This window comes from Actinomadura chokoriensis, assembly GCF_039529475.1.
Lineage (GTDB): Bacteria > Actinomycetota > Actinomycetes > Streptosporangiales > Streptosporangiaceae > Spirillospora > Spirillospora bangladeshensis.
Map to the genome: position 1 here is coordinate 14,177 of NZ_BAAAMW010000024.1, position 15,298 is coordinate 29,474.

The 15,298-nt window shown below is 71.7% G+C and carries 13 protein-coding genes and 1 tRNA gene; 10 read left to right on the top strand and 4 right to left on the bottom strand.

Going from position 1 to position 15,298, the window contains the following annotated elements; genetic code table 11:
* Nucleotides 1-446: 446 nt before the first annotated feature.
* Nucleotides 447-520: transfer RNA gene (locus tag ABFX46_RS34895), tRNA-Leu, on the bottom strand.
* A gap of 98 nt (nt 521-618) precedes the next feature.
* On the opposite strand from ABFX46_RS34895, the gene ABFX46_RS34900 reads away from it, so the two are divergent.
* From ABFX46_RS34900 to ABFX46_RS34925, 6 genes are all read left to right on the top strand, one after another.
* Nucleotides 619-1,227, top strand: a complete 609-nt coding sequence (locus tag ABFX46_RS34900; protein WP_346048215.1) for an ANTAR domain-containing response regulator — start codon at nt 619-621, stop codon at nt 1,225-1,227.
* 298 nt (nt 1,228-1,525) lie between these two features.
* A complete protein-coding gene (locus ABFX46_RS34905; RefSeq protein ID WP_346048217.1) occupies nt 1,526-2,686 on the top strand; it encodes a branched-chain amino acid ABC transporter substrate-binding protein in 1,161 nt (386 codons plus the stop codon).
* 94 nt (nt 2,687-2,780) lie between these two features.
* Nucleotides 2,781-3,746 carry a branched-chain amino acid ABC transporter permease gene (locus ABFX46_RS34910; protein ID WP_346048218.1) on the top strand — a complete coding sequence of 322 codons (966 nt, stop codon included), beginning with the start codon at nt 2,781-2,783 and terminating at the stop codon, nt 3,744-3,746.
* Nucleotides 3,743-4,897 (top strand): branched-chain amino acid ABC transporter permease, encoded by a 1,155-nt coding sequence (locus ABFX46_RS34915; protein WP_346048220.1) that lies wholly within the window; start codon nt 3,743-3,745, stop codon nt 4,895-4,897. Before ABFX46_RS34910 ends, ABFX46_RS34915 begins: the two co-directional genes overlap by 4 nt.
* 47 nt (nt 4,898-4,944) lie before the next feature.
* Nucleotides 4,945-5,685 (top strand): ABC transporter ATP-binding protein, encoded by a 741-nt coding sequence (locus tag ABFX46_RS34920; protein ID WP_346048314.1) that lies wholly within the window; start codon nt 4,945-4,947, stop codon nt 5,683-5,685.
* Entirely contained in the window at nt 5,675-6,487 is an 813-nt protein-coding gene (locus tag ABFX46_RS34925; protein WP_346048221.1) for an ABC transporter ATP-binding protein, read from the top strand. The genes ABFX46_RS34920 and ABFX46_RS34925 overlap by 11 nt, the downstream gene beginning before the upstream one ends.
* Nucleotides 6,488-6,586: 99 nt before the next feature.
* Here ABFX46_RS34925 and ABFX46_RS34930 read toward each other — a convergent pair whose 3' ends face one another.
* Both ABFX46_RS34930 and ABFX46_RS34935 read right to left on the bottom strand, forming a co-directional pair.
* Complete coding sequence (locus ABFX46_RS34930) at nt 6,587-7,156, bottom strand: DUF4352 domain-containing protein (protein WP_346048222.1); 570 nt, start codon at nt 7,154-7,156, stop codon at nt 6,587-6,589.
* Nucleotides 7,157-7,468: 312 nt separating this feature from the next.
* A complete protein-coding gene (locus ABFX46_RS34935) occupies nt 7,469-7,900 on the bottom strand; it encodes a PaaI family thioesterase (protein ID WP_428831345.1) in 432 nt (143 codons plus the stop codon).
* 63 nt (nt 7,901-7,963) lie between these two features.
* Between ABFX46_RS34935 and polA the strand changes: the two genes are divergently transcribed.
* The 4 genes from polA (at nt 7,964) to ABFX46_RS34955 (ending at nt 14,431) form a co-directional block, all read left to right on the top strand.
* A complete protein-coding gene (polA, locus tag ABFX46_RS34940) occupies nt 7,964-10,654 on the top strand; it encodes a DNA polymerase I (protein WP_346048223.1) in 2,691 nt (896 codons plus the stop codon).
* A gap of 413 nt (nt 10,655-11,067) precedes the next feature.
* A complete protein-coding gene (locus ABFX46_RS34945; protein ID WP_346048224.1) occupies nt 11,068-11,829 on the top strand; it encodes an ABC transporter ATP-binding protein in 762 nt (253 codons plus the stop codon).
* Nucleotides 11,826-13,205: an FtsX-like permease family protein gene (locus tag ABFX46_RS34950; protein ID WP_346048226.1), complete on the top strand. Its 1,380-nt coding sequence runs from the start codon at nt 11,826-11,828 to the stop codon at nt 13,203-13,205. Before ABFX46_RS34945 ends, ABFX46_RS34950 begins: the two co-directional genes overlap by 4 nt.
* 2 nt (nt 13,206-13,207) lie before the next feature.
* Nucleotides 13,208-14,431, top strand: a complete 1,224-nt coding sequence (locus ABFX46_RS34955; RefSeq protein WP_346048227.1) for a sensor histidine kinase — start codon at nt 13,208-13,210, stop codon at nt 14,429-14,431.
* Here ABFX46_RS34955 and ABFX46_RS34960 read toward each other — a convergent pair.
* Nucleotides 14,403-15,104 (bottom strand): response regulator transcription factor, encoded by a 702-nt coding sequence (locus tag ABFX46_RS34960; protein ID WP_428831340.1) that lies wholly within the window; start codon nt 15,102-15,104, stop codon nt 14,403-14,405. The two genes, ABFX46_RS34955 and ABFX46_RS34960, sit on opposite strands and share 29 nt — an antisense overlap.
* Nucleotides 15,105-15,298 lie beyond the last annotated feature (194 nt).

Below are 15,298 nucleotides of genomic sequence, written 5' to 3' on the forward strand. Positions count from 1 at the left end.
CGGGCACGCATCACCACCCGATCTCATTTCCACGTCGCTCCGAACACCGACCCGCCCCGGGCCGCCGTTCTCCTGTCGGACGGCACCGATCGCGGCCGCGCACCGCTCGATGAAACCGGCCGGGCACCGGCATGGACGCTTGGAATGGCGCCTATTCCTTTGTCGGTCGCCTACGCGGGTGATACGGCCGTCACTGAGAATGAGTCGTAGAGGCGGGAGTGGGAATCCGCCGGCTGACCATCGTGGACGGCGTTGAGCAGCGTGAGCACGGCATCAACGGCCTGGCGCGGGGGTCGCGCCTCTGGTCAGTTCTCAATCGCGAATCGCGTAAAGCGAAATACCCGTACGACGGCACACATCGCCGACCTGGACGCCCGGCCGTCCAGCCGGACGAGGCGGGTCCGCCTGCGCGGCGACGCGGCCTCGCGTGCTGGATTTAGAAGAAGTGCCCCGAGTGGGATTCGAACCCACACTTGATGTGGTTTGAGCACATTGCCTCTGCCTATTGGGCTATCGGGGCATTTGTCAGAATAATCTGGACATTGTTGCGTGTGATGCGAGACCGGGGGACGGTGGGGTGCCCTCGTGGGGACCAGGGTAGCGGGTTTCGGTAGGCTCGTGCGCGTGGAGAGCACGCGGCGAGTGGTGATCGCGGAAGATGAGGCCCTGATCCGGCTGGACCTGAAGGAGATGCTTCAGGAGGACGGCTACGAGGTCGTCGGGGAGGCCGGGGACGGGGAGACCGCCGTGCGGCTGGCCGGCGAGCTGAAGCCCGACCTCGTGATCCTGGACGTGAAGATGCCCGTGCTGGACGGGATCTCCGCGGCCGAGCGGATCTCCGCGGAGCGGATCGCGCCGGTGGTGATCCTCACCGCGTTCTCCCAGCGCGAGCTCGTCCAGCGGGCCACGGAGGCGGGGGCGATGGCCTACCTCGTCAAGCCGTTCACCAAGACCGACCTCGCCCCCGCGATCGAGATGGCGGTGAGCCGGTACACCGAGCTGCGGGCGCTGGAGGCGGAGGTCGCGGGCCTGCAGGAGCGGCTGGAGACCCGCAAGGTGGTCGACCGCGCGAAGGGGCTGCTCCAGCAGGCGCACGGCTGGTCCGAGCCGGAGGCGTTCCGCTGGATCCAGAAGACCTCGATGGACCGCCGGCTCACGATGCGGGCCGTCGCCGAGGCGGTCGTCGCGGGCGCGTCCGGCGGGAGCGGCCAGCCCGCCGCGGGCTGACGCCCCGGGGGTGCCCGGGCGGCGCGCTGTCAAGGTCCAACCAGGGGCCGTGGACTGCCCCTTGATCGTCACTCACGGTAATCGTCCCTGGCAAGTGCGGGTGTCGAATGGATACAGCGGCGTAACGAACGAGTAACCCTTCGATCCGGGGGTCCTGTTCTGGGGTGGGTCGACGGTGTACGACATAGCTGGTCCCCGACTGACCGATTTCCCTCGCCGAGGGTGGTGTCGGGGCATGTTCTCGTACCCGATCCCCTCCCGGATCCGGATGGAAAGGTTGGGCACCTTGCGGCGCAACATGATGAGGATCACCGGCGCGGTGGCGGTGAGCGCGGCGCTCGCGCTCAGCGCCGTGGCGTGTGGTGGCGACGATAACGAGTCCGGCAGTGACGGCAACTCGGTCACGATCGGGTTCATGGGCGACCTGACCGGTGAGAACTCGGGCCTGGTGATCCCGCCCAAGCAGGGCGCGCAGCTGGCGATCGAGCAGTACAACGCCACGAACCCCAAGGTCAAGATCAACTTCAAGACCTACGACAGCCAGGGCAAGCCGGAGCAGGCGACCTCGCTGGCGCTGGGCGCGGTCAAGAACGACAAGATCGCCGGCCTGATCGGCCCGGCCTTCTCGGGTGAGTCGCAGAGCGTCGGCCCGATCCTGGAAGAGGCCAAGATCCCGAGCGTCTCGCCGTCGGCGACGAACATCACGCTGGCCGAGAAGGGCTGGAAGTTCTGGCACCGCGTGGTGGCCGACGACGCGGCGCAGAGCGCCGGCGTCGCCGAGTTCGTGATGAACTCCGGCGCCAAGAAGGTCTTCCTGGTCTCCGACAACCAGGACTACGGCAAGGGCCTCGCGGACGCCATCGAGAAGGCCGTGAAGGCCAAGGGCGCCCAGACGCAGAGCGACGCGGTCGACGACAAGGGCACCGACTACTCCTCGACCGTCAACAAGATCAACGAGTTCAAGCCGGACTTCGTGTACTTCGGCGGGTACTACGCGGTCGCCGGCCGGCTGTTCAAGCAGCTGCGCGAGGGCGGCTACCAGGGCAAGATGATGTCGGGCGACGGCTCGCTCGCCACCGGCCTCATCGAGGGCACCGGCCAGAAGAACGCCCAGGGCACGCTGGTCAGCTGCGGCTGCCTCATCGACCCGACCGGTAAGACCAACCCGAAGGCCAAGACGTTCGCCGACGACTACAAGGCGAAGTTCGGCTCCGAGGTCGCGATCTACTCGACGGAGGGCTACGACGCGGCGACCGCGTTCGTGGACGCCGTGAAGGCCGGCAAGACCAAGCCCGAGGAGATCAACGACTACCTCAAGTCCATCGACGTCCCGGGCGTCGGCAAGCAGATCAAGTTCGCCGAGAACGGCGAGCTCGCCACCCTGGACATCTACGTCTACGAGGTGGAGGGCGACAAGCTGCCCCTGCTCGGCAAGGCCAGCGAAGCGAAGGTCTCCTAGGCGCTACCAGCGCCCCTGACGAGACCCCCTGATGGCGCGGGAGCGGGAGCGCTACAGCGCTCCCGCTCCTTCTTCGATCTAAGGCGACCCAAAGGTGCTCGACGACTTCATCAATCAATTCTGGCCGTCGACCATCGACGGCCTGGCGCTCGGCGCGATCTACGCGCTGCTGGCGCTCGGGTACACGATGGTCTACGGCGTGCTGAGGCTGATCAACTTCGCGCATGCCGACATCTTCATGGTCGGTACCTTCGCGGCCCTGTGGACGGTGCGTTCGCTGGGCGTCGGCACCGTGGGCGGCATCGCCCTGGTGGGGGTGGTGGCGCTCACCGCGGTGGTGGCCGGCGCGGTCACCGCCGGCAGCGCCATGCTGCTGGAGGTGACGGCGTACCGGCCGCTCCGCAAACGGGGGGCGTCCAGACTCGCCGCGCTGATCTCGGCCATCGGGGCATCGATCTTCATCCAGCAGCTGTTCGCGACGGTGGTCGTGCACCGGGTGTTCGGGACCTCCGAGGAGGGCGGCCGGCTCCCGGTCGACGAGCACTTCAAGCAGCTGACGAACGTGGTGGACTTCGGGCCGATCCAGATCAGCAACGACAAGCTGATCATCTTCGTCGGCGCGGTGCTGATGATGGTCGCGCTCGACCAGTTCGTGAACCGGACGAAGCTCGGCCGCGGCATCCGCTCGACCGCGCAGGACCCGGAGACGGCCGTCCTGATGGGCGTGAACATCGACCGCGTGGTGTCGGTGACGTTCGTGGTCGGCGGCGTCATGGCGGGCGTCGCCGCGGCGCTGTACTTCCTGCGCTTCGAGCAGACGAACTACTTCGTCGGCTTCCTGCTCGGCATCAAGGCGTTCACGGCGGCGGTCCTCGGCGGGATCGGCAACATCCGCGGCGCCCTGGCCGGCGGCTTCGTGCTCGGGCTGCTGGAGATGTACGGTTCCAGCCTGTTCGGCTCGCAGTGGCGGGACGTGGTCGCGTTCACCGTGCTGATCCTGGTCCTGATGTTCCGTCCCACCGGCATCCTCGGTGAGTCCCTCCAGCAGGCGCGCGCATGAACCTTACGAAGAAGACCAACGGCACATCGGGCCGGCGCGGTTCCGGCCTGTCCCTCGACCCCCTGCGCGACTGGTGGGCGGGCGCCCCCGGCTGGCAGCGCTGGGCCGTGTACATCCTGCTCATCATCGGCGCGGTCTTCCTGCCGAGCGAGGCGATCGGCAGCTTCATGGCGCCGAGCGGCGCCAGCTGGCCCTCGATGCTCAGCGACCAGATCGCCATCTACGTGCTGCTGGCCCTCGGCCTCAACGTGGTCGTCGGCATGGCGGGCCTCCTGGACCTCGGCTACGTGGCGTTCTACGCGGTCGGCGGCTACACCATCGCGATCTTCGCGGTGCGGTACCACTGGAGCTTCTGGGAGACGCTCGTCCTCGCGATCCTGTTCTCCGCGCTGGCGGGCGTGATCCTCGGTGCGCCGACGCTGCGGCTGCGCGGCGACTACCTGGCGATCGTGACGCTCGGCTTCGGTGAGATCGTCAAGCGGACGGCGAACAACAGCTCGTTCGTCAACGGCCCGCGCGGCGTGCAGGGCATCCCGCACCCGCCGACGCTCTCGGAGTTCGAGATCTTCGGCGTGCAGCCGCTGAAGTACGGGCTGCTGGACACGCGGCCGTACTACTACCTGCTGCTCCTGTTCATCATCGTCGCGATCATCTTCGTCCGGCGGCTGGACGCCTCGCGCGTCGGCCGGGCCTGGGCGTCGATCCGCGAGGACGAGGACGCGGCCGAGCTGATGGGCGTCCCGACGTTCAAGTTCAAGCTGGCGGCGTTCGCGATCGGCGCGGCGATCGGCGGCAGCGGCGGCGTGGTGTTCGCCGCGAAGCAGACGTCGATCCTGCCCGCGAACTTCGAGTTCATCGTGTCGGCGCTGATCCTGGCGGCGGTCGTGCTGGGCGGCTCGGGCAACATCCCGGGCGCGATCCTCGGCGCGTTCGTGGTGGCGTGGCTGCCCGAGCGGTTCCGCTTCCTGGACGAGTACCGCATGCTGATCTTCGGCGGCGCGCTCGTGCTGATGATGATCTTCCGCCCGGAGGGGCTGTGGCCCTCGCGGCGGCGCAAGGCCGAGCTGGAGGAGGGCGGCGGCGGCATGGGCGCGATGGGCGCCGAGGTCGCCGGGCCGGGACAGTCCGAGGCCGCGGAGGTGGGCAAGTGAGCGGGACGGACGAGCGCAGGCCGGTCCTGGAGCTGCGGGACGTCGTCATGCGGTTCGGCGGCGTCGTGGCGCTCAACAAGGTGCAGATCACCATCCGCGAGGGTGAGATCTTCGCGCTGATCGGCCCGAACGGCGCCGGCAAGACGACGGTGTTCAACGTGACCACCGGCGTCTACCGGCCGTCAGAGGGGTCGGTCGTGTTCGACGGCAAGCGCATCGACGGCAAGAAGCGCTACGTGGTCACGAAGCTGGGCGTCGCCCGGACGTTCCAGAACGTGCGGCTGTTCCACAACATGACCGCGCTGGAGAACGTCCTGGTGGGCGCGGACGCGCACCACCGGACGGGCCTGGCCGGCGCCGCGCTGGGGCTGCCCTGGTTCCACCGCGAGGAGCGGCAGGGGCGGGAGCTCGCGCACGAGCTGCTGGAGCTGGTGGGGATCTCGCACCGGGCCGAGGAGGCCGCGAAGAACCTGCCGTACGGCGACCAGCGGCGCCTGGAGATCGCCCGCGCGCTGGCCACCAAGCCGAAGCTGCTGCTGCTGGACGAGCCGGCGGCGGGCATGAACCCGGCGGAGAAGGTCGCGCTGCAGGACCTGATCCGCAGGATCCGCGACACCGGGGTGACGGTCCTGCTCATCGAGCACGACATGAGCCTGGTGATGGGGATCAGCGACCGGGTCGCGGTGCTCGACTTCGGGCAGAAGATCGCCGACGGCCTGCCGGCCGAGGTGCAGAACGACCCGCGGGTGATCGAGGCGTATCTGGGGGCTCCGGCCGATGCTTCTTGAGATCGACGACATTCACGTCCACTACGGAAAGATCGCGGCGCTCAAGGGCATCTCGGTGTCCGTCGACCAGGGCGAGATCGTCACGCTGATCGGCGCGAACGGCGCCGGGAAGACGACGACCCTGAAGACGATCTCGGGCCTGCGGAACCTGACGTCCGGCGCGATCCGCTTCGACGGCGCGGACATCAGCAAGATGCCCGGCCACAAGCGGGTGACCGCCGGGATCGGGCAGGCGCCCGAGGGGCGCGGCATCTTCCCCGGCATGACCGTCGAGGACAACCTCCTCATGGGCGCCTACTCCCGCAGCGACGACGTCTCGAAGGAGCTGGCGGAGGCCTACGAGCTGTTCCCGCGGCTCGCCGAGCGCAAGTCGCAGGCGGGCGGCACGATGTCCGGCGGCGAGCAGCAGATGCTCGCCATCGGGCGGGCGCTGATGGCCAAGCCGAAGGTGCTGCTGCTGGACGAGCCGTCCATGGGGCTCGCGCCGATGCTGGTGCAGCAGATCTTCTCGATCATCGAGGAGATCAACCGGCGCGGCACGACGGTGCTGCTGGTGGAGCAGAACGCCCAGCAGGCCCTGCAGATCGCGCACCGCGCGTACGTCCTGGAGACGGGCCGCGTCGTGAAGTCGGCGCCGGCGGCGGAGCTCCTCGACGACCCGCAGGTCCGCGCGGCCTACCTGGGCGGCGAGCTGGCCGAGGCCGCGGCCGAGGCGGCCGCCGCCGAGAAGGCCGAGTCCGCCGAGTCCGCGGAAGCGGCGGAGTCCGCCGAGCCGGCGGACGGCGCGGGGGAAGGCAAGTAGCGGCATTCGTCTCGCGGTGGAGCGCCTGCCGGGTCCGGTTCGTCCGGCCCGGCGGGCGCTTCCGTGTCCGGGCCCGGACGCGAGGGGCCGGCCGAGGGGTCAGCGGAGCGCGATCTCGGCGGGCGCCGGGTCGCTGACCGAGCCGACCGGCGGGGAGCCGATGAGCCGGACCGCCTTCGTCTTCGCGCCGCGCGGGATGTCGAACCACAGGTCGAACTCGACGCGCATGGACGCTCCGACGGAGATCCGCTCCGGCTGCCGTTTGATCATGGTGGCGTTGACGTCGGGGGAGTAGGCGCGCCCGTCGGTGGTGACGAGGCGCTGCTTCCAGGTGTCGAAGACCTGGATGTCGCGGCCGGTGTTGACCGCCAGGACGCGGACGCGGGTGAAGGCGCCCTTGGCGTCCATCGCGGCGTGGGTGCCCATGACGTCCGTCATGGCGTCGCTGAGGCCGAGGACGGTGAAGCGCATGTCGGCGCTCTGCCCGGTCCTGCCCCGCAGGACGGACTCGCCGTCGCGGGCCTTCTCGGCGGGGATCTTGTAGGTGGCGGCCGCGTCGGAGCCGGAGCCGGAGCAGCCCGCGATCAGCAGGGCCGCGGCCACGGCGAGGACGGAGGCGAGAACGCAGGCGAGGGCGGGCGGACGGGTGCGCGTGTCACGGTGGCGCATGATCCGGAACGTACGGCCGATCGGGGACGGGATGAACCGGCGATCCCCTTTCGCAACCCAACCGCAACCGGTGACACACCTACACCGGTGTCGGCCCTGGAGCGGGGAGGCGCCCGGACATGCGTTGACCCGGGATCACCTTTGGGGCCGTACGAACCTTCCCCGGGCGCGTACGTTGTCTACTCGGTGATCCCGGGCCGTTCCGATCCACGCTACAGACCCCGGGCCGCGCATCGCAAAGAAAGCGCGGATCGCGCGGGACCGTTCCGCGGAACGGCGGGCGCCGTGTCGGCCTCCGTGTCGGCCTTCGTGTCAGCCTCCGGAGGGGGCGTCCCGCAGCATGCAGGTGAGCCTGGCGGTGCAGACCCGCCGGTCCCGGTCGTCGGTGATGACGATGTCGTAGGTGGCGAGGGTGCGCCCGCCGTGCGCGCGCGTCGCCACGCCCGTCACGTACCCCTCGGTCGCGGACCGGTGGTGGGTGGCGTTGATCTCGATGCCGACGGCGATCCGGCCCGGACCGGCGTGCATCGCCGACCCGGCGGAGCCGAGGGTCTCGGCGAGGACGCAGGAGGCGCCGCCGTGCAGGAGCCCGTACGGCTGGGTGTTGCCCTTCACCGGCATGCGGCCCACGACCCGCTCGGCCGACACCTCCAGGTACTCGACGCCCATGGCCTTGGCCAGGTCGCCCTGCCCGTCGAAATCCTCGCCCGCGCCCAGCTTCGCGGCCACTTCCTGCGGGGACATCCCGCTGGTGTCAGTCACTTACGCCTCCACACAACTGTCGTACGCGCAGACTAGAGTCCTCGTGTGGCGACGACACCAGCGACCCCTGACAAGCGTGACCGGCTCCTCCTGCTCGACGGGCACTCCCTGGCCTACCGGGCGTTCTTCGCGCTGCCCGTGGAGAACTTCTCCACCACCGACGGGCAGCCGACCAACGCCGTGTACGGCTTCACCTCGATGCTCATCAACGTGCTGCGCGACGAGCAGCCGTCCCACATCGCGGTGGCGTTCGACCGGTCGGAGCCGACGTTCCGGCACGAGCAGTACGTGGAGTACAAGGCGGGGCGGCAGAAGACCCCCGACGAGTTCCGCAGCCAGGTCAGCCTGATCTTCGAGGTGCTGGACGCCCTGCGCATCCCGCGGATGTCGGTCGCGGGGTTCGAGGCCGACGACATCATCGCCACGCTGTCGGTCCAGGCCGCCGAGTCCGGGCTGGACACGCTGATCGTCACCGGCGACCGGGACGCGTTCCAGCTCGTCAACGAGCACGTCACCGTCCTGTACCCGGTGCGCGGCGTGTCCGAGCTCGCCCGGATGGACCCGGCCGCCGTCGAGGCCAAGTACGGCGTCCCGCCCGAGCGCTACCGGGAACTGGCCGCGCTGGTCGGGGAGAGCAGCGACAACCTGCCCGGCGTGCCCGGCGTCGGCCCGAAGACCGCCGCGAAGTGGCTCACCAAGTACGGCGACCTCGACACCCTCGTCGCCCGCGTCGACGAGATCAAGGGCAAGGCCGGCGACAACCTGCGCGAGCACCTCGCCGGAGTGCTGCGCAACCAGCAGCTGAACAAGCTCGACACCGAGGTCGGCCTGGAGCTGACCCCGCCGCAGCTGTCGATGGGCCAGTGGGACCGCGACGAGATCCACACCCTGTTCGACTCGCTGCAGTTCCGCGTCCTGCGCGAACGGCTCTACGCGTCGCTGTCGGCCGCCGAGCCGGAGGCCGACGAGGGCTTCGAGGTCGACCTCGACACCCTGGAGCCCGGCGCGCTCGGCGCCTGGCTGGAGGCCAACGCCGCCGACCGGCTCGGCATCGCCGTCACCGGCACGTGGGGGCGCGGCACCGGCGAGATCACCGCGCTGGCCCTCGCGTCCAAGAAGGGCCCGGCCGTCCACCTCGACCCGGCCGAGCTGATCGAGGACGACGAGCGCGCCCTCGCCGCCTACTTCGCCGACCCGGCGCGCCCCAAGGCGATCCACGAGGCCAAGGGCCCGATGCTGGCGCTCGCCGCGCGCGGCATGCGGCTGGAGGGCGTCACCAGCGACACCGCGCTCGCCGCGTACCTCGCGCTCCCCGGGCAGCGGACGTTCGACCTCGCCGACCTCGTCCTGCGCTACCTGCACCGCGAGCTGCGCAGCGAGACCGAGGACTCGGGCCAGCTCACCCTGGACGGCTCCGGCGAGGAGGAGGCCGCCGAGGTCCTCGCCGTCCGCGCGCGCGCCGTCACCGAACTGGCCGACATCCTCGACCAGGACCTCGAGAAGCGCGGCGCCACCCGCCTGCTGCACGAAGTGGAACTGCCGCTCGTCGGCGTCCTGGCCGAGATGGAGCGCGCGGGCATCGCCGTCGACGCCGACCACCTGGCGCACCTGTCGGCGTCCCTCGGCGGCCAGGTCAAGGAGCAGGAGCAGCAGGCCCACAACGCCGTCGGCCGCGAGTTCAACCTGGGGTCGCCCAAGCAGGTCCAGCAGGTGCTGTTCGACGAGCTGAACCTGCCCAAGACCAAGCGCACCAAGACCGGCTACACCACCGACTCCGAGGCCCTCACGACCCTCCTGGAGAAGGACGGCCACCCCGTCCTGGAGCACATCCTCCGCTGGCGCGAGGTCGCCAAGCTCAAGAGCATCGTCGACTCGCTCATCCCGATGCTCGACGACGCCGGCCGCATCCACACCACGTTCAACCAGATGATCGCCGCGACCGGACGGCTCTCCTCCACCGACCCGAACCTGCAGAACATCCCGATCCGCACCGCCGAGGGCCGCCAGATCCGCGAGGCGTTCGTCGTCGGCGAGCCCTACGAGTCCCTGCTCACCGCCGACTACTCGCAGATCGAGCTGCGCATCATGGCGCACCTCTCCGAGGACGAGGCGCTCCTGGAGGCGTTCGGCTCCGGCGCCGACTTCCACACCATCACCGCGTCCCGCGTCTTCGGGCTGCCGCCCGAGCAGATCGACTCCGAGCTCCGCGCCCGCATCAAGGCCATGAACTACGGCCTCGCCTACGGCCTGTCCGCCTACGGCCTCTCCCAGCAGCTGCGGATCTCCCCGGACGAGGCGCGCGGCCTCATGGAGGAGTACTTCGAGCAGTTCGGCGGCGTCCGCGACTACCTGCGCGACATCGTCGCCAAGGCCCGCCAGGACGGCTACACCCAGACCATCCTCGGCCGCCGCCGCTACCTGCCCGACCTCAACTCCGACAACCGCCAGCGCCGCGAGATGGCCGAGCGGATGGCCCTCAACGCCCCCATCCAGGGCTCGGCCGCCGACATCATCAAGGTCGCCAGCCTGAACGTCGACCGCGCCCTGCGCGCCGCCGGCCTCACGTCCCGGATGCTCCTCCAGGTCCACGACGAACTCGTCTTCGAAGTGGCCCCCGGAGAACTCGACACGCTGAAGACCCTCGTCAGCACCGAGATGGCCGGCGCCTACGAACTCCGCGCCCCCCTGAGCGTCTCCATGGGCACCGGCCGAACCTGGCAGGACGCGGCGCATTAATTGTATTTTTCTCCTCCTTCGGGCCTTGGCGGCCCTCCATCGTCGAAAAACACGGTGCGATCGCTGCATCGCATCCGACTCGCCTAGCGGCTCGCTGCGCGATCAGGTTCTCGCTTCGCTCGAACCTGCCTTCGGTCGCGATCGCGACGATTGAGGTCGCTGCGTGGTTGCGGCGGCGGCCGGTGTCGGCGCGCCCCTTGGCCGCGATCCTTGAGGTCCCCTGCTCCGGGCCCAGGCCGCGCGTGGTGCTCGGGCGGCTGATGTCGCCGTGGTGGTGTGCCGATGATGCGTCTGCGTGAGCGCCCCCGGCGGGTGCTCGGGCGGCTGCCGGTGGCCGGGGTTCGGTTTTCCGAACGTGCTGTTCGGGTGCGGGCACGATCGATCGCCGGGCGCCGTCCGCCGACGATGAGGGCATGGCTGAGACAACGGCGGACATCGGGACGAGAATGACCGCGCGGGCGGACGGTCTGCACCGTGAGTACGGACGCGGCGGGGCCGCCGTGCGGGCGTTGCGCGGGGTGTCGGCGACCTTCGCGCCCGGGACGTTCACGGCGGTGATGGGGCCGTCGGGCTCCGGCAAGACCACCCTGCTGCACTGCCTGGCGGGGATGGACCGGCCCACTCGGGGCTCCGTCTGGTGGGGCGGCACCGAGGTGTCGCGGCTGCCCGAGCGGCGGCTGGCGGTACTGCGGCGCAGCCGGGTCGGGTTCGTGTTCCAGGCGTTCAACCTGATGCCCGCGATGACGGTCGCGCAGAACGTCGAGCTTCCCGGCCGGCTGGCCGGCGAGCGGCCCGACCGGGGCCGGGTGCTCGCCGCGCTCGCCCGGGTGGGACTGAACGGGCGCGAGCGGCGCCGGCCCGGACAGCTGTCCGGCGGGCAGCAGCAGCGGGTGGCGATCGCGCGGGCACTGGTCTCCCGTCCTCCGCTGCTGTTCGCCGACGAGCCGACCGGCGCCCTCGACCGGTCCACCGGCCACGAGATCCTCGCCCTGCTGCGCGCCGGCGTGGACGAGGACGGCGGGACCTGCGTGATGGTGACCCACGACCCGGTGGCCGCCGGGTACGCGGACCGGGTGCTGCTGCTCGCCGACGGCCTGGTGGTGGACGAGCTCGTCCGGCCCACCGCCGCCCAGGTCGGCGAACGCCTGAGCCGGCTGGGCGGAGCAGGGCGGTGATCCTGCTCGCACTCGGGCAGATGCGCCGCCGTCCGGCCGCCTTCGCCGGGCCGGCGGTCGCCCTCTTCCTCGCCATCGCCACCCTGACCCTGTTCGGCCTGCTGTTCGCCGCCGACGTCACTGCTCCGGCGGCGGTGCGGGAGGCGGCCGCCGGGCCCGGCCTGATGGTGGTCGCCGGCGCCTTCGGTGAGATCGCCGTGCTCGTCGCGTTCTTCGTCGTGGTCAACGCGCTGGGGTTCACACTTCGCCGGCAGCACCGGGAACTGGCCCTGCTGCGCACGATCGCGGCGACACCCCGCCAGACGCGGCGCCTGGTCCGTGTCCAGGTCGTCATGACCACGCTGCTGGTGGCCGGGCCGGGCTGGGCCGCCGGCGCCGCGGCGGCTCGGGGACTGCTCGCCGAGCTGCAGCGGCGCGGGATGGCGGCGCCGGGGGTGCGGGTGCCGGGGGCGCCGATTCCGCTGCTGGTGGTGTCGGCCGTCGCCGTGGGCGCCGCACTGGCCGTCGCGCTGGCCGCCTCGACCGTCGCGGCGCGGCGGATCTCCCGGATCCCGCCCGCGGCCGCCCTCACGGCGAGTTCGACCGAGCAGGGGCGGACGGGCGCGCCGCGCCTGCTCGCCGCGATCGGCGTGCTGGCGGGCGGCGGCCTGCTGCTGCGGCTGGCCGCGACGCGTCCGGCGGAGCAGGTGGACAAGGCGGGACAGGCGGCGCTGCTCGGCTCGCTGGTGCTGCTGGTCGCGGTCGCCCTGGCGGGGCCGCTCGCCGCGCGCGTCCTGGCGGGGGCGCTGGCCGCACCGGTACGGGTGCTGGCACCCGGAGCGGGCTGGCTCGCCGACGCCAACCTGCGCGGGTACGCGCGGCGGCTGTCGTCCGCCGTGGTGCCGGTCGCGCTGCTCGCGGGCCTGTCGGGCACCATGCTGGTCATGACGAGTACCGCCGAGGACGCCGCGGGGACGGCTGCCTCCAGTGTCACCTCGGCCACGGACGTCTGGCTGCGCCAGGCCGAGCTGGCGCTGCTCGTCTGCTTCGCCGCCGTCTCCACCGTCAACACCCTGGTCGCCGTGACCGCCGAACGGCGCCGCGAGTTCGCGCTGCTGCGGCTCGTGGGCGCGACCCGGCCGCAGCTCATGCGCATGCTGACCGCGGAGGCGGCGCTGACCACGGCGGTGGGCGTCCTGCTCGGTGCGGCGGTCGCGGGCGCCGCGTCGGCGGCGTTCAGCACGGCGGTGAGCGGGTCGCCGATGCCGTCCCTCCCGGTGGCCGGCTGGTGGATCGCCGCGGGCGCGGCGGCGCTGACCGTCCCCGGCATCCTGGGCACGGGCCTGCGGGCGGTGCGCGGGCCGGCGGCCGAGCTGGTCGGAGGCGGCCGTGACTGACCGTGGCTGAGCGGCGGCGGTACCTGTCGGTCCGGGGCGGCGAATGGGCCTTCGCCGTCGCCGGGCTGCCGCTCGCCCTGCTCGGCGGGGTCTACGCACTCGCCGTCCTCTACGCGGGGACGCTGCTCTCGCTCACGGTGTTCGGCCTGCCGTTCGCGGCCGCCGGGCTGCTGGGCGCGCGCGGTCTCGGCGCCCTGCACCGGCGGCTGGTCGGCCGGTTGCTCGGCGAGCACGTCGAGGCGCCGGCCGGGTCGCCCCGCCCGGCCGGCGCGGTCGCCCAGGGCCGTGCCCTGCTGACCGACCCGATCGCCTGGCGGTCGCTGCTCTACCTGGTGCTGCGGCTGCCGCTCGGCGTGCTCGGGTTCGCCGCCGCGGTGGCGGTCCCCCTCGGCTGCGGCTGGCTGATCGGCTTCCCGCTCTGGGGGCGGCTGCTCGAACCGGGCCCGCGGCCCGCCACCTGGCTGGACGCCGCGTCCGTGCCGCTGGGGCTGGTGGTCCTGTCCGCGGTGCCCGGCGCGGTCCGGGTGCTGAGCGGAGCGAACCGGCGGCTCGCCCGGCTGCTGCTCGGCCCGGCCCGGGCCCAGCGGCGCGTCCGGGAGCTGGAGACCGCCCGCGCCACCCTGCTCGCGCAGAACGACGACGAGCTCCGCCGCCTGGAGCGCGACCTGCACGACGGAACCCAGGCCCGGCTGGTCGCCCTGGCCATCACCCTCTCACTGGCCGAGGACGCGCTCGCCCCCGCCGCCGGCCCGGACCTCGCACGGCTGCGCACCCTCGTGGAACGGGCCCGCGGCCAGACCGACGACACGGTCGCCGAGCTGCGGCGGCTCACCCGCGGCATCCACCCGGTGGCGCTGGACGGCGGCCTCGGCGAGGCGCTGCCGGGACTCACCGCCACCTCGCCGGTGCCGGTCGCCCTCCGCCTGGACCTGCCGGAACGACCCGATCACGTGGTCGAACGGGCCCTCTACTTCTGCGCCGCCGAGCTGCTCACCAACGTCGCCAAGCACAGCGGCGCGTCCTCGGCCGAACTCGAGGCGAGCGCGGCCGGCGGCCGAGTCCGCCTGTCCGTGCGCGACGACGGCCGCGGCGGAGCGGCGCTCGGCGCCGGAACCGGGCTGACGGGCCTCGCCGAACGGCTGGCGGCGGTGGACGGCGCTCTGCGGATCGACAGCCCGCCCGGCGGGCCGACCGTCGTCACGGCCGAGCTTCCGGCGCGCCTGTGACGGCCGGTCGGCTCCCGTTCTCCGCCAGGTAGGCGAGGACGGCCTTGACCCTGCGGTTGTCGGTGCCCGTCGGCTGGAGGCCGAACTTGGTGAAGACGGCGGCGACGTGCTTCTCCACCGCCCGCTCCGACACCACCAGCAGCGCGGCGATGGAGCGGTTGGAGTGCCCCTGGGCCATCAGCTCCAGCACCTCGCGCTCGCGGGGCGTCAGGGTGTCCACGCGGCCGCGCCGCCCACCGCGCATCAGCCGGGTGACGATCTCCGGGTCGAGCGCCGTGCCCCCGCCGGCGACCCGGTGCAGCGCGTCCACGAACTCGGACGTGCGGGCGACGCGTTCCTTCAGCAGGTAGCCGATGCCCGCCGCGCCGTCCGCCAGCAGCCGGGACGCCCAGGTGGTCTCGACGTGCTGGGAGAAGACCAGGATGCCGACTTCGGGCGTCCTCGCGCGGATCTCCACGGCGGCGCGGATGCCCTCGTCCGTCCGCGTGGGCGGCATCCGGATGTCGACCACCGCCACGTCCGGCCGGTGCCCGGCCACCGCGGCGAGCAGTTCGGGCGCCGTCCCGGCGGTGGCGACCACCTCGCACTCGCGCGCGCCGAGCAGCTCGACCATGCCGTCGCGGAGAACGACGGAGTCCTCGGCCAGCACCACGCGCAGACGTCCCTTGCTCACGGCGCCATTATCGGGCCGGCCGGCGTCAGGTGCGCACGTGCGGAGGGCCGGCCGGGGCGAGGGGTGCGGAATGTCATAAGAACGGCAATGCACATTTTGGCGGTTCGGGGGCGGGGTGGGTGTGGTGCGTGGGGATCTTGTGGGTAGGCGGTAGGTGTCCTAGATGTCCGGGGGGTCGTACGCTGTCCCCCTGG